23 protein-coding genes are annotated in these 20,895 nt (G+C 60.2%); 7 read left to right on the top strand and 16 right to left on the bottom strand.

The window, feature by feature from the left end:
* Positions 1-19 precede the first annotated feature (19 nt).
* Genes HNQ72_RS15435 through HNQ72_RS15425 form a run of 3 tightly spaced genes read right to left on the bottom strand, consistent with a single transcriptional unit; the run spans position 20 to position 3,232 of the window.
* Positions 20-1,129 carry an NnrS family protein gene (locus HNQ72_RS15435; RefSeq protein ID WP_183993031.1) on the bottom strand — a complete coding sequence of 370 codons (1,110 nt, stop codon included), beginning with the start codon at positions 1,127-1,129 and terminating at the stop codon, positions 20-22.
* A complete protein-coding gene (locus HNQ72_RS15430) occupies positions 1,122-1,694 on the bottom strand; it encodes a UbiX family flavin prenyltransferase (RefSeq protein ID WP_280518262.1) in 573 nt (190 codons plus the stop codon). Before HNQ72_RS15430 ends, HNQ72_RS15435 begins: the two co-directional genes overlap by 8 nt.
* Positions 1,691-3,232 (bottom strand): UbiD family decarboxylase, encoded by a 1,542-nt coding sequence (locus HNQ72_RS15425; RefSeq protein ID WP_183993029.1) that lies wholly within the window; start codon positions 3,230-3,232, stop codon positions 1,691-1,693. Before HNQ72_RS15425 ends, HNQ72_RS15430 begins: the two co-directional genes overlap by 4 nt.
* 108 nt (positions 3,233-3,340) lie before the next feature.
* Here HNQ72_RS15425 and ubiT point away from each other — a divergent pair, with 108 nt between their 5' ends.
* From ubiT to ubiV, 3 genes are read left to right on the top strand one after another with little or no spacing between them, the layout of a single operon-like run.
* A complete protein-coding gene (gene ubiT / locus HNQ72_RS15420; RefSeq protein ID WP_183993028.1) occupies positions 3,341-3,865 on the top strand; it encodes a ubiquinone anaerobic biosynthesis accessory factor UbiT in 525 nt (174 codons plus the stop codon).
* Positions 3,856-4,833 (top strand): ubiquinone anaerobic biosynthesis protein UbiU, encoded by a 978-nt coding sequence (ubiU, locus tag HNQ72_RS15415; protein ID WP_183993027.1) that lies wholly within the window; start codon positions 3,856-3,858, stop codon positions 4,831-4,833. Before ubiT ends, ubiU begins: the two co-directional genes overlap by 10 nt.
* 5 nt (positions 4,834-4,838) lie before the next feature.
* Complete coding sequence (gene ubiV, locus HNQ72_RS15410; RefSeq protein WP_183993026.1) at positions 4,839-5,777, top strand: ubiquinone anaerobic biosynthesis protein UbiV; 939 nt, start codon at positions 4,839-4,841, stop codon at positions 5,775-5,777.
* A gap of 38 nt (positions 5,778-5,815) precedes the next feature.
* Here ubiV and HNQ72_RS15405 read toward each other — a convergent pair whose 3' ends face one another.
* Together HNQ72_RS15405 and yghU are read right to left on the bottom strand one after the other, a co-directional pair.
* A complete protein-coding gene (locus HNQ72_RS15405) occupies positions 5,816-6,193 on the bottom strand; it encodes a hypothetical protein (RefSeq protein ID WP_183993025.1) in 378 nt (125 codons plus the stop codon).
* 12 nt (positions 6,194-6,205) lie between these two features.
* Positions 6,206-7,111, bottom strand: coding sequence for a glutathione-dependent disulfide-bond oxidoreductase (yghU, locus tag HNQ72_RS15400; RefSeq protein ID WP_183993024.1), 906 nt, complete (start codon positions 7,109-7,111; stop codon positions 6,206-6,208).
* Positions 7,112-7,417: 306 nt separating this feature from the next.
* Between yghU and HNQ72_RS15395 the strand changes: the two genes are divergently transcribed.
* Positions 7,418-8,455, top strand: a complete 1,038-nt coding sequence (locus tag HNQ72_RS15395; RefSeq protein ID WP_183993023.1) for an NAD(P)-dependent alcohol dehydrogenase — start codon at positions 7,418-7,420, stop codon at positions 8,453-8,455.
* Between the two features lie 9 nt (positions 8,456-8,464).
* Here HNQ72_RS15395 and HNQ72_RS15390 read toward each other — a convergent pair whose 3' ends face one another.
* Positions 8,465-9,184, bottom strand: a complete 720-nt coding sequence (locus HNQ72_RS15390) for a ParA family protein (protein WP_183993022.1) — start codon at positions 9,182-9,184, stop codon at positions 8,465-8,467.
* A gap of 312 nt (positions 9,185-9,496) precedes the next feature.
* Positions 9,497-9,874 (bottom strand): winged helix-turn-helix transcriptional regulator, encoded by a 378-nt coding sequence (locus HNQ72_RS15385; protein ID WP_183993021.1) that lies wholly within the window; start codon positions 9,872-9,874, stop codon positions 9,497-9,499.
* 47 nt (positions 9,875-9,921) lie between these two features.
* Between HNQ72_RS15385 and HNQ72_RS15380 the strand changes: the two genes are divergently transcribed.
* The 3 genes from HNQ72_RS15380 (at position 9,922) to HNQ72_RS15370 (ending at position 11,420) form a co-directional block, all read left to right on the top strand.
* A complete protein-coding gene (locus HNQ72_RS15380; RefSeq protein WP_246450328.1) occupies positions 9,922-10,689 on the top strand; it encodes an SDR family NAD(P)-dependent oxidoreductase in 768 nt (255 codons plus the stop codon).
* 168 nt (positions 10,690-10,857) lie between these two features.
* On the top strand, positions 10,858-11,235 hold the full coding sequence (locus HNQ72_RS15375) for a hypothetical protein (RefSeq protein WP_183993020.1): 378 nt from the start codon (positions 10,858-10,860) through the stop codon (positions 11,233-11,235).
* Between the two features lie 8 nt (positions 11,236-11,243).
* The gene (locus HNQ72_RS15370; protein ID WP_280518263.1) at positions 11,244-11,420 is read left to right on the top strand and encodes a helix-turn-helix transcriptional regulator; all 177 of its coding nucleotides are present in this window, start codon (positions 11,244-11,246) and stop codon (positions 11,418-11,420) included.
* Positions 11,421-11,438: 18 nt separating this feature from the next.
* On the opposite strand, the gene HNQ72_RS15365 is transcribed toward HNQ72_RS15370, so the two are convergent.
* The 9 genes from HNQ72_RS15365 to HNQ72_RS15325 all read right to left on the bottom strand — a co-directional run bounded on the left by HNQ72_RS15365 (position 11,439) and on the right by HNQ72_RS15325 (position 20,719).
* Entirely contained in the window at positions 11,439-12,521 is a 1,083-nt protein-coding gene (locus tag HNQ72_RS15365; RefSeq protein WP_183823989.1) for a protein-glutamate methylesterase/protein-glutamine glutaminase, read from the bottom strand.
* A gap of 7 nt (positions 12,522-12,528) precedes the next feature.
* Positions 12,529-13,401, bottom strand: coding sequence for a CheR family methyltransferase (locus HNQ72_RS15360; RefSeq protein ID WP_183993019.1), 873 nt, complete (start codon positions 13,399-13,401; stop codon positions 12,529-12,531).
* Positions 13,398-13,886 carry a chemotaxis protein CheW gene (locus HNQ72_RS15355; protein WP_183993018.1) on the bottom strand — a complete coding sequence of 163 codons (489 nt, stop codon included), beginning with the start codon at positions 13,884-13,886 and terminating at the stop codon, positions 13,398-13,400. The genes HNQ72_RS15360 and HNQ72_RS15355 overlap by 4 nt, the downstream gene beginning before the upstream one ends.
* 3 nt (positions 13,887-13,889) lie before the next feature.
* The gene (locus HNQ72_RS15350) at positions 13,890-15,695 is read right to left on the bottom strand and encodes a methyl-accepting chemotaxis protein (protein ID WP_183993017.1); all 1,806 of its coding nucleotides are present in this window, start codon (positions 15,693-15,695) and stop codon (positions 13,890-13,892) included.
* A gap of 184 nt (positions 15,696-15,879) precedes the next feature.
* The gene (locus tag HNQ72_RS15345; protein ID WP_183993016.1) at positions 15,880-17,562 is read right to left on the bottom strand and encodes a methyl-accepting chemotaxis protein; all 1,683 of its coding nucleotides are present in this window, start codon (positions 17,560-17,562) and stop codon (positions 15,880-15,882) included.
* A 22-nt stretch (positions 17,563-17,584) separates the two neighbouring features.
* Positions 17,585-18,100 (bottom strand): chemotaxis protein CheW, encoded by a 516-nt coding sequence (locus tag HNQ72_RS15340; protein ID WP_148146271.1) that lies wholly within the window; start codon positions 18,098-18,100, stop codon positions 17,585-17,587.
* Positions 18,097-20,100: a chemotaxis protein CheA gene (locus HNQ72_RS15335; RefSeq protein ID WP_183993015.1), complete on the bottom strand. Its 2,004-nt coding sequence runs from the start codon at positions 20,098-20,100 to the stop codon at positions 18,097-18,099. The genes HNQ72_RS15340 and HNQ72_RS15335 overlap by 4 nt, the downstream gene beginning before the upstream one ends.
* Positions 20,097-20,465, bottom strand: a complete 369-nt coding sequence (locus HNQ72_RS15330; protein WP_183993014.1) for a response regulator — start codon at positions 20,463-20,465, stop codon at positions 20,097-20,099. Before HNQ72_RS15330 ends, HNQ72_RS15335 begins: the two co-directional genes overlap by 4 nt.
* Positions 20,462-20,719 carry a hypothetical protein gene (locus HNQ72_RS15325; protein WP_244654362.1) on the bottom strand — a complete coding sequence of 86 codons (258 nt, stop codon included), beginning with the start codon at positions 20,717-20,719 and terminating at the stop codon, positions 20,462-20,464. Before HNQ72_RS15325 ends, HNQ72_RS15330 begins: the two co-directional genes overlap by 4 nt.
* Positions 20,720-20,895: the final 176 nt, after the last annotated feature.

Here is a 20,895-nt window from a genome sequence, read left to right as displayed (position 1 = left end):
TCAATAAGCGAGCCTGAAATCAATGCGAGCAGTTCGGCGTGTTACGCCGGCGCAAAACAAGCACGGCATAACCACCGAAGCCCGCAAGCCAGAAGGCCTGTGCGGCGTGCAGCAAGCCTTGCCCATGTTCGGGATAGATCGCGTAGCCGACACGAAGCGCAAGTGCGCCGGCAAGGCAGAGATAGGTTGCCGTGCCGAGGAACGAGCGCTGGAAGGATTGGCCATTGCGTTTTCTGACCATCGACGTGGCGATGGCGACGGCAAGCGAGGCCAGCCCGCCGATCGCCAGTACATGTTGAGGCACGGCAAGCGGCATAGTGCTTCCCGGCATCGCTTGGATCGAAAGAAGCAGGAAACCGACGCGTTTCGACAGCATGGCGAAACTCATGAAGCGCACGCCGCCATATTTGAAGGCATGCCAGGGGGCGAGCAGGATAAGCCAGGCCATGCCGCTGATCCCGGCGATTGCTGCGGCAAGCGCATAGGGCAGGTCGAAGGCCCAGAGGAGCAGCGTCAGGAGACTGCTGATCCGTTGGGTGAGCGAAATCCATCCGGCTGGTAGCGGTCGCGATGGCCGTCCGTCGCGCGTTCGCCCTGAATCGATCACCATCGGAAAGATGCGATTGCCGACCTCGAAACAGATCGCAAGGATCAGGCAGAAGCCGAGCATGGTGGCGCCCGGCCAGAGATCAAAGGCTGCAATAATGCCGGTGCCAGCATGGGCGGCAGCCAGCGCGAGCAGCGGAAAGGCCATGATCGCCCGCGCCCGGATCGCTGTAACGGAAAGGGCTGTTACAGCGGCAAGGCCAATAATGGACCTTAGCTGGGCGCCGAGCGCGAGATCATGAAGGCCGAGCAGAAAGGCGATTGCCTGAACAGCTAAGAACAGCCGGATGAGCGGTGGGGCAAGGATCGGCCGGCCGACCCAGCGCGGCAGCGCCTTGAGCATGAAACCGAACAGCTGCACCAGCATGAAGCCGAAGATCAGCTCGTTGGCATGACGGGAATAATCGCCCTGCCAGATATCCGCCGGGAAGGCGATCGCCCGGATTGCGGTGAGCGCGGCAAGGAAAAAGGCGATGCGGAAATAGTCGAAAGGCGCTTGTGTCCGCGCTTTTCCCTCAGGCATTGCCGTCCCATTCGACGGCAAGTGGCGACTGTCCGAGATCGAGTTGGTCGATGGCGCGAGCGGCGATATGGTCGACGATATCGGCGATGGTTTCAGGGCGCCGGTAGAAGGCGGGTACCGGCGGCATGATCGTCGCCCCCATCTCGGTAACCGTGACCATGTTGCGCAAATGGCCGAGATGCAGCGGTGTTTCGCGGGCAATCAGGATCAGCTTGCGGCGTTCCTTGAGGTGCACGTCGGCGGCGCGAGTGAGAAGAGTGTCGGAAAGGCCGGTGGCGATTGCCGCAAGCGACCGCATGGAACAGGGGGCAACGATCATGCCTGCAGTCTTGAACGAGCCGCTGGCGATCGTGGCTCCGATATCATTAGCCGAGTAAATATGTCTTGCAATTTTCGCGAGATTACCGAGCGCATCCGGGCCGAGTTCATGGGCGATGGTTCGTTTTCCCGCTTCGGAGACGACGAGATGCAGTTCCACATCCGGCAGGCTGGAAAGCAGCTCGCCGATCCGCATCGCGATCGCCGCGCCCGAGGCTCCAGCGACGCCGAGCACGACGCGCTTCACGCCTTTTCTCCAATGGAACCGAGGCCAAGTTCGCTCCACATGGCGGAAACGCGATCCTTCACTTCGGGTGTCATCGCCAGGACCCTGCCCCATTCGCGGTCCGTTTCCGCACCAATCTTGTCGGTCGCGTCGAGGCCGAGCTTGCCGCCGAGGCCATGTTTCGGTGAGGCGAAATCGAGATAGTCGATCGGCGTATTTTCGAGCACCACCATGTCGCGCGAGGCGTCGAAGCGGGTGGAAAGCGCCCAGATGACATCTGGCCAGCTGCGCACATTGACGTCAGGATCAACCGCGATGATCAGTTTCGTATAGCTGAACTGCGGCAGCATCGACCAGAGCCCGAGCATGATCCGCCGTGCCTGGCCGGGGTATCGCTTGTCGATCGACACGACGATGGCGCGATAGGAACAGGCTTCCGGCGGCAGCCACAGATCGACGATTTCAGGAAATTGCTTTTTGACCAGCGGGATGAAAAGTTCGTTCATCGCCTCGCCCATGACAGACGGTTCGTCCGGCGGGCGGCCGGTATAGGTGGAGAGATAGACGGGCTTCTTGCGCATGGTGATCGCGGTCACCTGCATGACGGGGAAACGATCGACGGCATTGTAATAGCCGGTGTGATCGCCATAGGGCCCCTCGTCGGCCATCTCGGATGCCGAGACCGTGCCTTCGATGATGATTTCCGCATTGGCCGGAACATAGAGCGGCTGGGTTTTCGCCTTCACCACACGGCTGCGGCGACGGCGGAGAACTCCGGCGAAGGCAAGCTCGCTCATGCCCTCCGGCAGCGGCATGACGGCCGATAGAATGGTCTGCGGGTCGGCGCCGATGGCGATCGCGACCGGCATGTCCTGTCCCGCCCTCTGCCATTGCCGATGGTGTCCGGCACCGCCGCGATGTGCAAGCCAGCGCATGATCAGCCGGTCGCGGCCGAGTTTCTGCATCCGGTAGACACCGAGATTGACGTCATTCTCGTCGTCGAAGCCACGGGTGACGACGAGCGGCCAGGTGACGAGCGGGGCGGGTTCGCCCGGCCAGCACCACTGGATCGGCAGTTTTCCGAGATCGATCTCGTCGCCGATCAGAAGCTGCTCCTGGCTGCGCGCCCAGCTGGTCTGGCGACGCACGCCGAGCGACAGGGCTGAACGCAGCATCGGCAGTTTGCCGACGGCATCCTTCAGTGATGCCGGTGGCTTCGGCTCGCGAAGGTCTCCCAGAAGCTTTGCCAGGTCACCGATCCTGCCTGGCTCCAGTCCGAAACCGAGTTCGATTCGCTCGCGGGTGCCGAACAGATTGGCGAGAAGCGGGATCTGAACCTCGTTGCCATCCGCATCGACCGGTCTTTCGAACCACAGGGCCGGGCCGCCGTCTTGAAGGACGCGGCGATGGATTTCGGTCACCTCGTGCACTAGGCTGACCGGCCGGGAAATCCGCTTCAACAAGCCGCGATTTTCGAGTTCCCGGGCAAAATGCTGCAGGTCGTCATGGCGCCGAAGGGCTGGGGTCAAGGCGCGGGCGGAGGCGGTGTGTTGGGTCATGCCTTTCTCTGCCGAGAGATTTTGCGATCGTCCTTGTCATAGCTCAAGTAGATTTGCGGACCGGGGATTTACCTTCGCGGAGCCCTGAAACAAGAATGTCGTCCGCCCATGCAGATACCACCCATACTTTCCGCTCCTCTCCACATGATCCCGATCCCGCTGATCGAGCGGATTTGCAGGCTCATGTTCGGCCGCATCGCCAAGGCGCATCCGGGACTTTTCGAGCGGCTGGACGAGCATCGGCAAAAGCGATTCGCCTTTTTGCCGACCGATCTTCCTCTGGCCTTTGTTGTCGTACCGGGCAGGCAAGAGATTTCGGTGCTGCGCAAGCCGGTGGAAATCGAGGCGGATGCGGTGACCGAGGCACCGCTTTTCCTGCTTCTGGCCCTGATGGAAGGGCGTTGTGATGCCGACGCGCTTTTCTTTTCCCGCGATCTTTCGGTGACCGGCGACATGGAGGCGATGCTGGCCATGCGCAATGCGCTCGACGCCAGCAATATCGATCTTCAGAAGGATCTGGCGAAGCTCGCCGGTCCCTTCGCTCCCGTTGCTAGGCGGGTGATCGGCGAAATCCGTGACCGTGCGCTCAAGGATCAAAACAGTTCTGCAGGAGAAGCCGCAGCATGGAACTGATCTGCCCCGCAGGCACGCCGGCAGCCTTTCACGAGGCCGTCGATGCCGGTGCCGATGCCGTCTATTGCGGTTTTCGCGATGAAACCAATGCCCGCAATTTTCCCGGCCTGAATTTTTCCCGCGAGGAACTGAGGGAAGCGATTGCCTATGCCAAGCGGAAAGGCACGCAGACCTTCGTGGCACTCAACACTTTCATGCGGGCAGGCGCCGAAGAGATCTGGTACAAGGGCGCGGCCGATGCCGTGGCGCTGGGCGCCGATGCGCTGATCCTGGCCGACTTTGGCCTGATGGCGCATGTGGCGGAAAAATATCCGCAGCAGCGTCTGCATGTCTCGGTCCAGGCATCTGCCTCCAACCCGGATGCGATCAATTTCCTCGTCGATGCCTTCAATGCCCAGCGTGTCGTGTTGCCGCGCACGTTGACGATCGCCGATATCGCGCGCATCGGCAAAAACATCCGCTGCGAGATGGAAGTCTTCGTGTTCGGCGGGCTTTGCGTCATGGCGGAAGGCCGCTGTTCGCTGTCTTCCTACGCGACGGGCAAATCACCCAACATGAACGGCGTCTGTTCGCCGGCAAGCCATGTGCGCTACCGCAAGGATGGCGGCGAACTCGTCTCCGAACTCGGCGAGTTTACCATCAACCGCTTTCCGGCAGGCGAAGCGGCCGGTTATCCGACCTTGTGCAAGGGCCGGTTCGATATTGCCGACAGCAATGGTTATGCCTTCGAAGACCCGGTTTCGCTCGACGTGATGGGCGAGCTGGAAGCGCTGAAGGCGGCCGGCGTGAAAGCGCTTAAGATCGAAGGTCGGCAGCGCGGCAAGGCCTATGTGGCCGAAGTCGTGTCGACCATGAAGGCGGCGTTGAACAGCCCGCCGGATCGCCGCGCGTCGCTTCTGGCGCGCCTGCGGACCATGAGCGAAGGACAGAAGACGACGTCCGGCGCCTACGAGAAACGCTGGAGATAAGCGTCATGACCGATATGAAAGAAACCAGCCTGACGCTCGGGCCGGTCTATTATCTCTGGGATGCTGAGAAGTGGCGGGACTTTCATTTCCGCATTGCCGATGAAGCGCCGGTGGACCGGGTGGTGATCGGCGAGACCGTCTGCTCTAAACGCCAGCATTTCATCGAACCGCATCTGGCCGAAGTGGTGGAACGTCTGGAGAGTGCCGGCAAGACGGTGATCCTGTCCACCCTTGCGCTGGTGACGCTTAACCGCGAAAGCAAGCAAATCCGTGAAATGGCCGAGGTCAGCGAGCATCTGATGGAAGCCAACGACCTGTCGGCACTGGCGATCCTGAAAGACAAGCCCCATACGATCGGGCCTCTGGTCAATGTCTATAACGCGCCGACCGCAAGGCTGCTCGCGAGCCGCGGCGCAACACGCATCTGTCTGCCGCCGGAACTTCCATTCTCTTCGGTAAAGGAAATCACCGCCGAATTGCCGGATATCGATTTCGAGGTCTTTGCCTTCGGCCGCATGCCGCTCGCCATTTCCGCACGCTGTGCCCATGCCCGTTCCAAGGGCAAGATCAAGGACAATTGCCAGTTCGTCTGCGGTGAAGATCCGGATGGGCTGCCGGTGCGCACGCTGGACCGCCAGTCCTTCCTGGCGCTGAATGGCGTGCAGACGGTCTCACATGCCTGCCAGTCGCTGCTGAGCGAACTGGATCACTTGGTCGAAGCCGGTGTGCGCTCGTTCCGCCTGTCACCACAGGATTGCGACATGGTGGCGGTGGCAAAGCTGCACCGTGAGGTTCTGGACGGAACGGTGGATGCGGATGCAGGTGTCGCGAAACTGCGACAGCTTTACGCCGCGGCCCCGCTTGCCAACGGTTTTCACCATGCCAAGGAAGGCGCCGTCTGGGTAGCCCGCACCCGCAGCCTTCAGGCGGCTTGGCCGGCTTGATTGCAGAAGTCAGTTGGGGCAGCCCGTGAAGGGCTGCCTCAGACCTCAAAAATCTCGTCAAAACTTTCCGGGAAATTCTGGCGGGCGACCTTTTCGTTGATGACGAGCAGCGACTCATAGGACAGCGGATCGAAATCCTTGTCCGCCGGCATCACTTCACGGCCGAAGAGAAGGCACAGCCGCGCGGCATCGAGATTGCCGCGCTCGAAAGGCTCGTCGCCGAAATAAAACCACAGCGCATGCAGGAAGGCCGCATCGACGCGGTGTTCCTTGGTGCCCGGCCGCGCCTTGCGGGGGATGGCCTTGAGCGGCGTGACCCCCTTGGGATTGGCGCGACGGATGGTGAACTGGGTTCCAGTTCCTGGCAGGCCACCCGGAAAACCGCGATGTTTGGTCATTTCGGGCAGGTTTGCCATGTCTTGGTCCCTTTAAGTGTTTGCGACCTTGTCGGCCGTCTTGGTGTCGAAATCCGAAGCGTCGTGACGTTCGCGCAGCTGCTCGGACGGTTCGCCGGATGTCCGGTTGACCATGCGCCCGCGCTTCACTGCCGGCCGGGCAAAGACTTCTGCCGTCCAGCGCTGCAGGTTCCTATAGCTCTGAACCTCAAGGAAGTCACCCGCATCGCCATAAACCTGGCCGAGCGCCAGATTTCCGTACCACGGCCAGATCGCCATGTCGGCAATCGTGTATTCCTTGCCTGCCATGAACTGGTTTTCGGCAAGATGCCGGTCGAGCACATCGAGCTGGCGCTTCGTTTCCATCGCGTAACGGTCGATCGCATATTTAATCTTGACCGGCGCATAGGCATAAAAATGGCCGAACCCGCCGCCGACGAACGGCGCCGAGCCCATCTGCCAGAACAGCCAGTTCAGGGTTTCCGCCCGACTGCGGGTTTCTGTCGGCAGAAAGGCGCCGAATTTTTCTGCCAGATAGGTCATGATCGAAGCGGATTCGAACAGGCGGATCGGTTCAGCCCCATCCTTCGGCGCATGGTCCATCAGCGCCGGGATCTTGGAGTTCGGGTTGATATCGACGAAGCCGGAGCCGAACTGGTTGCCCTCACCGATATTGATCAGCCATGCATCGTATTCGGCGCCGACATGCCCGGCCGCCAGAAGCTCCTCGAGCAGGATCGTTACCTTGACGCCGTTCGGCGTGCCGAGCGAATAGAGCTGCAGCGGGTGTTTCCCGATCGGCAGTTCTTTCTCATGGGTGGGGCCGGCGATCGGCCGGTTGATATTGGCAAACTGGCCGCCATTGCCCTTTTCCCAGGTCCAGACCTTGGAGGGTTCGTAGCCTGCGGGGAAATTGTCGGCGGGGGATTTATCGGTCATCGAAATCGGTCCTTGCTCATCGCGCCATAAAAGCGGCTTGCGCCGGGTTCAATATAGGAACTGGTCTGCGGCCTGCCACAGCGGACTTCTATAAAGATCACGGCTGTCGGGCGAGGTGTGTTTTTCGTCGGGCGCGGGCTAAGTGAGCAAAAGTTTGCTCCCTGAAATATTTCTCATTTGTCAATTGAACCCAGTCGCGCAACGGCTTTTGCGCCGCTATGTATGTCGAGGCTGGAATAAACACCCCATGACCTGGCCTGCCGAAAAGGCGGCCGGGCGGTTCCGGGCAATAGGGAAGGAAGAGACATGCAGGCTCTGGTCTTGGAGCAAAAAGGCAAACTGTCGCTCAGGGAGATCGATCTTCCGCTGGAGGTTGGGCCGGGCGACGTGAAGATCGAGATCGACACCGTCGGCGTCTGCGGCAGTGACGTACATTATTACACCCATGGCGCGATCGGCCCCTATGTGCTGCGCGAACCGATGGTGCTGGGTCATGAGGCTGCCGGAACCGTGGTCGAAATCGGCGCGCAAGTGAAGAACCTCAAGGTCGGTGACCGCGTCTGCATGGAGCCGGGTATTCCGAACCTGTCATCGCGGGCGTCGAAGCTTGGCCTCTACAATGTCGATCCCGACGTGCGTTTTTGGGCAACACCGCCGATCCATGGCGTGCTGGCGCCTTATACGGTTCATCCGGCGGCCTTCACCTACAAGCTGCCTGACAACGTGTCCTTCGAGGAAGGCGCAATGGTCGAGCCGTTCGCGATCGGCATGCAGGCGGCAACCCGCGCCAGGCTGCAGCCGGGCGATGTGGCGGCTGTCATCGGCGCCGGCCCGATCGGCATCATGGTGGCGCTGGCAGCACTTGCCGGCGGCTGTGCCCGCGTGTTCATCTCAGACCTGAGCGCCGACAAGCTGAAGATCGCCGCGCAATATCCGGGCATCATTCCGGTCAATGTCCGCGAACAGTCTTTTGCCGATGTCATCGCCGAACAGACCTCCGGCTGGGGTGCCGATGTGGTGTTTGAGGCAAGCGGCAGCCCGAAGGCCTATCAGGGCATGTTCGATCTCGTGCGTCCGGGTGGCGCCTTCGTTCTGGTCGGCTTGCCCGTCGAGCCGGTGCCGTTCGATGTGGCGAGCGCGATCTCCAAGGAAGTCCGTATCGAGACCGTCTTCCGCTACGCCAACATTTTTGATCGCGCGCTGGAACTGATCGCGTCCGGCAAAGTCGACCTGAAGCCTTTGATCACCGGCACGTTCGATTTTAAGGAATCGATTGCTGCCTTCGAACGCGCCGCCGCCGGACATGCGTCCGACGTCAAGCTGCAGATCAAGGTGAAAGCTTAAAAGCTGAGGTCAGGCCGCCTGCCAGAAACGGCGGGCGGTCGTCTGTTCCGAAATCGGCTTGGTGCCCCGGAGTGGCACGTGCCGCAGCATTTCGAGTGCGAAATTACGGGCGTTCTGCCTTGCCTTGTCGAGATTGCTGATCCGGCTTTCGTCCATCGTGTGAAGCGTACCGCCAAGATCGAAAATATCGCGGAAGGCGGCGCGTTCGATGATCGGCGTGCCGAGCACTTCGACACCCCGTTCCAGAAGCAGCATTTTCACCGCCAGCAGCGCGCGCGTCGTGACCATCGAATTGACGCGGGTGAGCACGACCGAATGCGGCACCTTGATGCCCGCCTTGTCATCGAGGAAGCGCAACAGTTCCAGCACATTGGCACCGCCCTGGGCATCCATGGCGCAGCCCTGGATCGGGATCAGTACATGGTCGGAAAGGCCGATCGCCTTGGCTAGCAGCGGGCTCTGCGCGCCCGGAAGATCGACGATGAAATAGTCTGTCGTATAGCGGTGCTCGGCAATATGCCGCTCGATCGATGCCTGCGTCACATAGGAAATCACGTTGAGGCGCGGCAGGCCATGCGAAAGCTGGTGCCAGCGCGAGATCCAGCGCTGCGGATCGGCATCAAGCACGGTGACGCGGTAACCGACCTGCGCAAGCTCGGTTGCAAGCAAAAGCACCGCAGTCGTCTTGCCGGCGCCGCCCTTGGTATTGGCGAAAGTGATGACGGGCATTTCTTAAGGGAACCTGTTCGGCTGCGAGCCGATGATGGCTCTGGCCGCACCCTCATGATGCGCGGTGTCTATTGTTGGCGAACATGGTTAATAGGCAGTGAAGATTGGGGTGTGTGGTTTTGGCTTGGGGCTGCTGTTAGCCCAAAGCGGACCTTCATCACGTTTGCGATTAATTCGGTATAAGCGCTTTGGCTATGCGCTGTGGGTTATTTGCGTGACCCTGACGGCAACAAGGTCGCAATCTTCTGCGCCAACCGGAATGAATCGTCACGCGACGACGGCCCGCTTCTTGGCAAGAAGCACGCCTAAAAATCAGCTTGGTTGAGTGGCGTCCGCGCGGTTCCGCTCAACCTGCTCTATATTATCCAAAACCCAGATTGTGAGTTGCGTTAACGGCTCCGCCAAAGAACGGCCGAGATCGGTGAGGCTGTATTCCACCTGCGGGGGAATGGTCGGGTATACCTGTCTGGATACCAGCCCATCCGTCTCCAGAGCGCGAAGAGTTCGTGTGAGCATCTGTTGACTGACACCGCCAATCATTCTTCGTAACTGATTAAAGCGCGTCGGCCCCTTAAGCAGCATCGTAATTGTCATGATCGTCCATTTGTCGCCAATGCGGCCGAGCATTTGGCTGATCGGACGACAGTCCGCGCTCGTTCCCGGCTGTTGGGGAGGGGTGGGCAGATCCATGTGACTAGGCCTCAAAATTATGCGTTCTTGTGCAGCTTGCAGTCTATTTGACATATCTGGTCAGGAAAACATACTGCCACAGGAGATTGTTGATGGACCGAAAGACGATTGCAATTTTTGGAGCTGGAACCGGGCTAGGCGCGTCGGTCGCAAGACGCTACGGCAACGCCGGCTACCGCGTAGCGCTTGTCGCTCGCAATGCTGAGGCTCTGGATGAGCGGGTTGCTGATCTCTTTTCTCAAGGCATCGATGCGCAGGCATTTCCCGCAGATCTAAATGACCTCGCAGGAATTCCCGCGCTGGTTCGCACAATCGAAAAGAATTCTGGCCCGATCGACACAGCGATCTTCGCACCCCTCGGCAACTTCCGCATGCTGCCGGCGACGGAGCTTACATCTGAAGCTCTACGAGAACTTGCGAACATCCTGACCTTCGCGCCTATCGAAGTCGTGCGTGCCGTACTGCCAGGGATGCTCTCTCGCGGCAGTGGCGCGATCGTTGTAGCGGACGGGCTGTCGGCCGTCACGCCCATGCCCGGCATGAGCGGCCCAGGTCCAGCTTTTGCCGCGACACGTAACTACATGCTTGGACTTCACGATGAGATCAAAGGCCTAGGAGTGTTCGCCGGTATGCTTCATATCGGCGCCATGATCCAAAACTCGACAGGGCTCCGTGTTGCCGCAGCAAACGGTTTGCCTATCGATGATCCACGTTTCTCGACGATCAGCCCGGATTCCCTCGCAGAAGAAATCTGGTCGATGACAACCGAGCGATCCCGCGTCGAGTCGATCTTGCCGGTCGATCACAGCCATTGAGCGAAAAGCTTACTCGGGCGGCCAACTTAGCTGCCCGAGTATCACGAAATGGATGACCGCTGTTGGCGCAAATCAGACATTACCCTCACGCCCTTCCGTCCGTCATGTAAAGCAAACTTGACATATTGATCATCTCGCTATGTAAAGGACGCTTTACAGGAGTCGAATATGCACAGACGTCGTTTCATTGTCGAATTCAGCGCGAGCATGGTCGCCTATATGATCGTGCTGGTCGGATCGGTATGGGTTCTCAATATCGGCGGGATCGAGGGCGGCTGGAAAACTGCTGTGGCGCTGGCGCCCATGCTTCCGGGAGCTGCGGTGGCGTTATCCGTCATGCGGCAGGTGAGGTCGTCCGACGAGCTCCAGCGACGGATCCAGCTTGAAGCGCTTTCTCTGGCTTTTGCCGGTACGGCGCTGGCGACGTTCAGCTACGGTTTTCTCGAAAATGTCGGCTATCCAAGGCTTTCTATGTTTTTCGTCTGGCCACTGATGGCTGTTCTCTGGATGCTCGGCGGCTTCATCAGTGGTCGTCGTTTTCGATGAAGAACAGGTTGAAGGCTCTCCGCATCGAGAAAGGCTGGTCGCAGAGTGAGCTTGCGGCCCGGCTTTCCGTGTCGCGGCAGACGGTCAACGCGATCGAAAATGAGCGTTACGATCCGAGCCTGCCGCTGGCATTTGCCATTGCCCGCGTGCTGGAGCGAAGGATCGAGGATATTTTCGAAGAGTGATCGTGGCGGTGTCAGGCGTTACCGCCGCTTGTCCGCAGCCAGTATCTCACGCGCGATCTGGTCGAGCGGTACGATACGGTCGACGCCGCCATGGGCGATCGCTTCTTTCGGCATGCCGAACACGACCGAGCTTGCCTCGTCCTGTGCCACCGTGAACGCGCCGGCCTGGTGCATTTCGTTCATGCCGCGTGCGCCGTCATCGCCCATTCCGGTCATGATCACGCCCATCGCATTTGCGCCGGCGGAACGTGCGGCGGAGCGGAAAAGGACGTCGACCGAAGGCCGGTGCCGGCTGACCAGCGGGCCTTCGCGAACGGAAACCTCGTAGCGTGCGCCACGGCGCTCCAGCAGCATGTGCTTGTCGCCCGGCGCGATCAGCACGTGGCCGCGAAGCACCGGATCACCGTTGACGGCTTCCTTCACCTCGACTTCGCAAAGACTGTTCAAGCGCTTGGCAAAGGCGGCGGTAAACTTTTCCGGCATGTGCTGGACGATGACCATGCCCGGCGAATTGGCGGGCAGCGCTTCCAGAAGCTCGCGCAGGGCTTCTGTGCCGCCGGTCGAAGCGCCGACACAGACGACCATTTCCGTGGTTTTCGCCATCGCGCCGATCTTCGGCGGCGGCAGCACGGCATCGGCCGTCAGCTTGCCCTGGACGGGACGCTCTTTCAGGCGGCTCGCCCGCAGCTTGGAAACGCTGGCGCGTGCGGCCCCCTTCACCGTCTGGCGGATCTGCTCGGCATGTTCGGCCAGATGGTCGGCAGCCCCGATCCGCGGCTTGAGGATGATGTCGACGGCACCGGCCTCAAGCGCCTGCATCAGTGTTTCCGAGCCGGTTTCTGTCAGCGACGAGCACATCACGACCGGGATCGGATGCTGGCTCATCAGCTTGCGCAGGAAGGTAATGCCGTCCATCTGCGGCATCTCGACATCGAGCGTGATGACGTCCGGTATTTCGTCGCGCAATTTCTTGGCGGCCATGAACGGGTCGTTGGCGACCCCCATGATCTCGATATCCGGGTCTTCCGACAAAAGTGTCGAGAGCGTCTGCCGCACGCTCGCCGAGTCGTCGACGATCAGGACACGAATTTTACCGCCCATGCTTTGCCTATATCCGCTTGAAGATTGTGTTGGCGACCTGCCGGATCGGCAGATCGAAGCCGCTGACGGTTTCCGAATGACCGATGAACAGATAGCCGCCGGGAGCCAGGCTGTTGCATAGCCGGGTCAGAACTTGGCTCTGGGTCTGCTTGTCGAAATAGATCAGCACGTTGCGGCAGAAGATGATGTGCATCGGATCGCCGATCGGATATTTCGCATCCATCAGGTTCATTCGCGCAAACCCGACCTTCTGGCGCAGCATCGGAGCGACCCGCATTTCCTGCCGATGCGCGTTGGTTGCCCGCATGACATAGCGGCGCATCATCTCGGGCGGTACAGGCGCCATCATGTCGGAGGAATAGATGCCCTTCTGTGCTTTCTGCAGCACATCGGTTGAAAGGTCCGTCGCCAGGATGAAATAGTCCCGGTCCGGTGCCTGCGATTGCAGGTAATCGGACATCACCATGGCCAGCGTATAGGGCTCGGCCCCCGTCGAGCAGGCGGAACTCCAGATCCGCAGCCGTCGCTCGGAAAACTGCCGCACGATATCGCCAAGCGCCACATCCCGCATGTAGTCGAAATGTTTCGGCTCGCGGAAGAAGTCGGTCTTGTTGGTCGTGACCGCATCAATCAGGTAGATGGCCTCGCGTTCGATGCCGTCGTGATTGAAGAGATAGTCGCAATAGTCATCGAAAGTGGCGATGCCCGTTACCCGCAGCCGGCGGCGAAGCCGGCCTTCGAGCATGGTCGACTTGCTCAGCGGCATCTTGATGCCGCTATAGCTGTAGATGAATTTCGACAGCGCCTCGAAATTGCGCTTGCTGAGCCGGTCGTCCAGCGGCTGGGTCTTTAATGCTACGCTCACGCTGGGATCCGTCATGCAACCTGTGATCTGGGCGCGACGCCGGCAAGCGCCGGGCCGGTATCGGAAAACAGCCGGGCGAGATCGATGATGACGACAAAGCCGCCATCCTTGCGCACCACGCCGGCGATGTAGTCTGACCGCCAGCGAATGCCGATATCGGGCGCATTCTCGATCTGCTCGACGCGGAACGGCACGACCTCGTAGACGCGATCGGCAACGAGACCGAGCGCCAGGACCTTGTCGCCGATCGGCACGTCGAGAACCAGCATGCGCGTATGCGGGGTCCTTGTGGTCGGGCTCATGCCGAGCCTGATCCGAAGATCGATGATCGGCACGCCCTGTCCGCGGACATCGCGCAGGCCGAGAAGATAATCCGGCCCGTGCGGGATCTTGAAGGCATCCTCATGATCGAGGATTTCCCGCACCACCTCGACAGGCACGGCGAAGATCTCTTCGCCGAGGCTGAAAGTTACGAACTGGGATTCGGATGATGCGGCCATGGTTTAAGCGCTTTCCCTGAAATCGGCGTCGTCGCTATCCGGTCCGCCCATCGACATGTCGAGGGCAAAACCCTTGGCGCGGGCCTGCTGCGACTTGATGTTGTTGGCCGATGCCGGAGCACTCGTCCGCTGGACCTGCTGTGCCGGCTTGTAGGCTGGTGCCCTTGCAGCCGGCGCCGCGTGGTTGCGGGAACCGGTCGTGTCGACCTTGAAGAAGGAGATTGAGGCCTGCAGTTCTTCGGCCTGGGCGGCGAGTTCTTCCGACGTCGACGACATTTCTTCCGACGAACCGGCGTTCTGCTGGGTCACCTTGTCGAGCTGCTGGATGGCTTCGTTGATCTGGCTGGCACCGATATCCTGCTCGCGGCAGGCGGCGGAGATTTCCGAAACCAGTTCGGCGGTCTTGTGGATCGCGGGCACCAGCTTGTTCAACATGTCGCCGGCTTCGGCAGCTGTCTGCACCGTCTCGCCGGAGAGCGAGCTGATTTCGGCAGCGGCAGCCTGGCTACGCTCGGCAAGCTTGCGGACTTCCGAAGCGACGACGGCAAAGCCCTTGCCGTGTTCACCGGCACGCGCGGCTTCGACGGCGGCATTCAGCGCGAGAAGGTCGGTCTGGCGGGCGATTTCCTGAACAATCGAGATTTTCTCGGCGATCGTGCGCATGGCGCCGACGGCACGGGCAACCGCTTCGCCGGAAGCTTCCGCGTCCTTGGAGGACTGGCGTGCGATCTTTTCCGTCTGGGCGGCGTTATCCGCGTTCTGCTTGATGTTGGCGGCCATCTGCTCCATCGAGGCGGAAGCCTCTTCGGCCGACGATGCCTGTTCGGTTGCGCCCTGCGACAGCTGTTCGGAGCTGGAAGACAGTTCCTGGCTGCCGGAGGAGACGTTGTCGGCAGCAGCAAGAGCGTCGGCGACGACACCGCGCAGACGCTGGACCATGCTTTCGAGCGCGATACCGAGCGTATCCTTGTCGGAGAGCGGTTTAGGCGTAACGGTCAGGTTGCCGTTGGCAATCTGGTCGGCGATATCGGCCGTATTGCGCAGGTTTGCTGTCATCACGTTGATCGTGTTGACCAGGTCGCGGATTTCATCGTTGGACTTGATCTGGACGTCCTGGTTGAGATCGCCGATCGAAACGGCCTCTGCAACGCCCATGATCTTCCGCAGACCATTGCTGATGCTGAGTGCAATCCACAGAGCTGCAACGATTGCGATGAGTAGTGCGATTGCGGCCAAGCCGACGATGAAGTTGCGGGTTGTTGTATACTGATCGTTGGTGTCCGCATCGGCCTTCTGCATGGCCGCACGGCTTGCATCGGCGCGTGCATTTGCCAACTCTTCGATCGCGTCGACCGTTGAACGACCTTCGGTCGTCGCAAGCCGTACTGCTTCGGCGCCGTTGCCGGATTTAGCCAGTTCGCGAATTTTGTCATCGATCACAAACAGCTTGTCACCGAGATCGCCGACATCCTGCCAGGACTTGCGGCCTTCATCGGAGGTCGCGGCTGCAATCAGCCATGCGATCTCTTCCTTGAATTTCACACGGTTGGTGTCGCTGGCCTTGAGATAGCTGTCGACATCAGCCGAGTTGGTCGCTGTGGCCATGTTCATCTGGGCGCGGACGATGCGCAGCTGCAGCGCGCCGACATTCTGCGCATGTTCGAGCCGCTTTGCGGGGCCTGCGATGAGTTCGGAGATGGCGGTATTGAGGTTGGAGAGGCTGAAGATGCCGTAACCGGCGGTCAATGCCAGAAGGACAATCATCAGTCCGAAAGACAAGGCCAGCTTGAGTTTGATGGTGAAGCGCAAGGAAATACCCCGATATGCATGGATGGCGACGTGGAGCTTTCAACCTCGATGGTGAAAGCTGAATGGATCGGTATTCGGGCAAGACATTCGCCCCGGAACCTCAATTCAAACCGGTCTGACGTCGACGCATACACACGGCGGCGGTGGTCCGGGCCACAAGGCGGCCCGGACCAGCTAATTTGTCTCAAGCGCTTTCGCGGAAGTGCTGGTCGTCCGCGTCCGGGCCGCCCATCGACATGTCGAGGGCAAAACCCTTGGCCTTGGCCTGTTGAGCATGGACGGAATGGCCGCTCTGAGCCGGCGCCCGGTAGGCGGGCTTTGCAGCAGCGCGCGGGGCAGTGGCGGCAGACCGTTTGGGTGCCGGTTTTGCACCCGCCTGATCGACGCGGAAGAAGGCGATCGATGCCTGAAGCTCTTCAGCCTGGGAGGCGAGTTCTTCCGACGTTGCCGACATTTCTTCCGATGCGCCGGCATTCTGCTGGGTCACCTTGTCGAGCTGCTGGATGGCTTCGTTGATCTGCGAAGCACCGATATCCTGCTCGCGGCAGGCGGCGGAGATCTCCGACACCAGTTCGGCTGTCTTCTGGATGTCCGGCACCAGGCGGTTCAGCATTTCGCCGGCTTCGGTTGCGACCTGAACGGTATCACCCGAAAGCGCGCTGATTTCGGCGGCGGCGGCTTGCGAACGCTCGGCGAGCTTGCGGACTTCCGAAGCGACGACGGCAAAGCCCTTGCCGTGTTCGCCGGCACGCGCAGCCTCGACGGCGGCGTTGAGGGCCAGAAGGTCGGTCTGGCGAGCGATTTCCTGAACGATGGAAATCTTTTCGGCGATCGTCCGCATCGCGCCGACGGCACGGTTGACGGCCTGACCGGAGGCTTCCGCATCCCTTGAGGATTGACGCGCGATCTTTTCCGTCTGGGCGGCGTTGTCGGCGTTCTGCTTGATGTTGGCAGCCATCTCTTCCATCGAGGCGGAAGCCTCTTCGGCGGAAGACGCCTGTTCCGTTGCGCCCTGCGACAGCTGTTCCGAGCTTGCTGAAAGCTCCTGGCTGCCGGAAGAAACGTTGTCGGAAGCCGACAACGCATCACCGACCACGCCGCGCAGGCGCTCGATCATCGTGTTGACGTAAGTGAGCAGGTCGCCGATCTCGTCCTTGCTGGAAATCGTCGCGAAACGGGTGAGATCGCCTTCGGCAACATTCTGCACGGCGCTGACAGCGTTGCGCAGACCCTTGTTGATGCTCATCGCGATCCACAATGCGGCAAGCGTTGCGATCAGAAAGGCCGCCACGGCAACCGAGATCATGATCATCCGGGTCTGGGCATAGTCGACATCAGACTGTTCGTCAGCGGCCTGAAGGCGGCTGTCCTCGAGCTTAATGACTTCTTCCAGAAGAGCGTCGATCTGGTTGATCACTACGCGCGCCTCGTTGCTGGAAACCTGATTGGCACCGGTCTGGTCGCCTGCCAGCATAAGAGCACGGATGCGATCGTCCTGTTTGCGAAACTCTGCGGTGAAGCCAGAAAGTTTGTCCCAGTAGACCTTGCCCTGCTCAGTCGCACGCGCCTGGATCATCTGGAAGCTTTCGTCATAGGCCTTGCGTGCCGCGTCGTTGCTTTCGATGTAGCGTTGCATGTCAGCATGATTGGAAGCGAGCAGAAGGTTTTTCTGCTGGCGAAGCTGCTGCAATTGCTCGGCATTGAGCGTCTGAGTAAGCTTGAGGCGCGTCGCCGGACCCTGGATAACCTGTTCCAGAGTATCGTTGAGGTTGCCGAGGCTGAAGATGCCGTAACCAGCGGTGACCATCAGCATCAGGATGATGAAGCCGAAGGCCGAAGCGAGCTTTAACTTGATCGAGGCACGCATGTGTAATCTCCGTCAAATATGATCAACCGTGGGTCGGCGCGGTTGCGGAACGCTCGTGTCTGGCCGAAAAGATGACCTGCAGATTGGGAACGATGATGAATTCGCTTCCCCGCTTCACGAGGCAGTTGATGAAATCCGGCCGCCAGCGCATGCCCACACTTGGCGGCGGTTCGCTGGCGGATTGCAAAAGCGTGGTGACTTCATTCACCTTGTCTGTGCGGATACCTGCAAGTACCGGCTCCCCATCGATTTCGATCTCGATGACGATGATCCGGCTGTCGATGGTCGGCTTCGTCGCCTCCATGCCGAAGGCGAGGCGGATATCGGCAAGCGGAATGACCTTGCCGCGGAAGTTGATCACGGCACCGACAAAGGCCTTGGCACCCGGAACGCTCGTTTCCGGCAAGAGATCAAGGATTTCCTGAACGATGAAGGCTTCGAGCGCGAAAGTTTCACCGGCGATCTCGAAGGTAAGCACCTCGAGTTCGTCGCGTCCTTCCCACAGGTCTTCCGAAAGTTTTGCTAAGGCTTGGTTCATCCGGCTGCGCGCAGATGCGCCTCCTGCTGCTGGCCCTCGGCGACGAGGTGGCCGACATCGAGAATAAGAGCGACATCGCCGTCGCCTAAAATGGTTGCGCCCGAGAAGGTCGCTACGTCATGGTGAAGCTTCGACATGCCCTTGATGACCGTCTGATGGTCGCCGATGATCTGGTCGACGACGAGGCCGACGCGTTCCGAGCCGGTCGAGATGACAACGACCTTCTGGAAGGGGTCGGGCGTCGTGTTCGTACGGAACAGATCCCGCAGGCGAAGGAAGGGGACGAGGCTGTCGCGCAGCGAGATGAAGCTGCGACCGCGAGAGCGCATGTCTTCCTCGATCGAAAGCTCGAGGCATTCCTCGACCGCTGAAAGCGGGATGACGTAGCGGCCGTTGCCGACACGCACGAGCAGACCGTCAATGATGGCAAGCGTCAGCGGGATGGCGAGCGAAATCTCCGAGCCTTCACCCGGACGGCTGACGACGTTGATCGTGCCGCGCAGGGCGTCGATGGTGCGCTTGACCACGTCCATGCCGACGCCGCGGCCCGACAGGTTGGTGACCTGGCTCGCTGTCGAGAAGCCCGGCTGGAAGATCAGCTGGTAGAGTTCCTGATCGGTAAGGCTGGCATTGGCAGCGATGAGACCAGAGGATTCCGCCTTGGCGCGAACACGCTCCTTGTTGATGCCGCGACCGTCGTCCTTGATCGTGATAATTACTTCGCCGGCCTGCTGGCGGGCGGACAAGTGGATATGGCCAGCCTCGGTCTTGCCCGCTGCAAGTCGATCTTCCGGTGTCTCGAGACCGTGGTCACAGGAATTGCGGACCAGATGCACCAGTGGATCTGCCAAGCGCTCGATGACGCTCTTGTCGACTTCCGTGGTTTCGCCCTCGGTGACGAGTTCGATCCTCTTGCCGGTCTCGTTCGCCAGATCGTGGACAAGGCGGCGGAAGCGGCTGAACAGATGTGTAACCGGTACCATGCGCAGGACCATCATCGTGTCGCGCAGCTCGCCGGAAAGACGTTCGACGTCTTCGGAGACGGCACGTAGCGTGAGATCGCCGCTGCCGCCTGCCAGCTGAGAGAGTCGCGACTGGGCAATCACCAGTTCACCGACCCGGTCCATCAGTTCGTCGAGCTTTTCGGCTGGAACGCGGACATTTTCATTCGCCTTGGCGGCTTTCGCGTCGCCCGGAGCCGGTGCTGCCGGTGCCGCAGCGGCTGTCGATGTCGCGGAAGCAACCGGTTCGGCCGCGACGGACGCGGCCGTTGCAACAGGTGCCGGTGCTGCGACAGTTGGCATTTGTGCCGCAACTGCGATCTCTTCAACGGCCAGTTCCATATCGTCCATGACGAAGATGAACACGTCATCGATCGCGGAACGCGGCTGATCGGTCAGAAGCTCGACATCCCAGGAAACATGCAGGTCGGTCGGCACGAGTTCATCGAGTGCGGGAATGCCGGAACGGTCGGCGACAATGCGGCAGGTTCCGAGATCGCGCAGCTCGTCGAGCAGCGGCAGCGGATTAGTGCCGTTGGCCATGGCATTCTGCGGCAGGCTGAAACGGATCTTGAACAGTGTCTTGGCCGGAGCCGCGGAAACAGATGATGCGGCCTGATCGCCGCTGCCGTCGACGGCGTGGCGCAGATTGGCGAGCAGTACCTCGCTCACTGCTTCATGATCGCCAGCAGGTGTTTCCACCAGTGCACGCATGTGATCCTTGGCTTCGAGAACGGCGGTGACGAGTGCATGGGTCGCGGGAACCTCGCCCTTGCGCACCCGGTCGAAGGCCGTTTCGCAATGGTGGGTGAAGGCTGCAAGCGCCTCAAAGCCGAACATGGCGCCGGAGCCTTTGAGCGTGTGGAGGCCGCGGAAGACCGCGTCGACCTGATCCTTGTCGCCGAGATTCACATTGAGATCGAGAAGCCCTGCCTCGATCTGTTCCAGAAGCTCGGCTGCTTCTGTTCTGAATACTGCGATAGGATCAGGGAAGCTCATTTGCCGAGCACCTTCTTGGCAATCTTGACCAGGCTTTCCGGGTCGAAGGGCTTGGTCAGCCAGCCGGTAGCGCCTGCAGCCTTGGCCTGTTGCTTGATTTCACCATCGGATTCGGTGGTGAGGAAGATTACCGGAACGCCCATATGGGCGGGCAGCTTGCGCAATTCCCGGATCATCGTCAGGCCGTCCATATTGGGCATGTTGAGGTCGGTGATGACCAGATCGAACTGCCCTGCATTCAGCTTGGCAATGCCATCGACCCCGTCGACGGCTTCCGTAACCTGGTAGCCGGCATTGGTCAGTGCGACCCTCGTGGTCAGGCGAATGCTCGCCGAGTCATCGACGGTCAGGATGTTGGCACTCATTGAATTTTCCCTTGGTGAAGCCAGAATTTCGCGTCGTCGTCCGACATGCCTTCCAGGAAACCGCTTCTGCGGAGAGTTTCGAGAAGTGCACCGCTTGCCGGCTGTGCAAGCGTGATGACCTTGCCGGCGGTCCCGGCGTAAACGCGGGCGGCCTCGACCATCTGAATGAAGCTGATATCGACCTGCACCTCATCCGAAAGCTCGATCTTGGCGGCCTCGTGTGCGTCGATGAATTTCAGTATGTCCTCGCGCATTGGCACGATAGCCCGGACCGTAAGATTTTCGGGCAAGCGGAGGCATGCCTCATTTTGACTGGCAATATCCATACCCGCTCCAAAAGCCTTTAGAATATGCTGAAATGGTCTGCCAAATTTGAGACACTATGCTTAACCAGAGGTTAATTGGCGCCAGTGAGTTTTCATGTGCATTA

It is taken from the genome of Aliirhizobium wenxiniae (assembly GCF_014201355.1).
In the GTDB taxonomy this organism is placed as follows: Bacteria; Pseudomonadota; Alphaproteobacteria; order Rhizobiales; family Rhizobiaceae; genus Neorhizobium; species Neorhizobium wenxiniae.
Note: the sequence above shows the minus strand (reverse complement) of the source record. Positions and strands in the feature narration are given on the sequence as shown.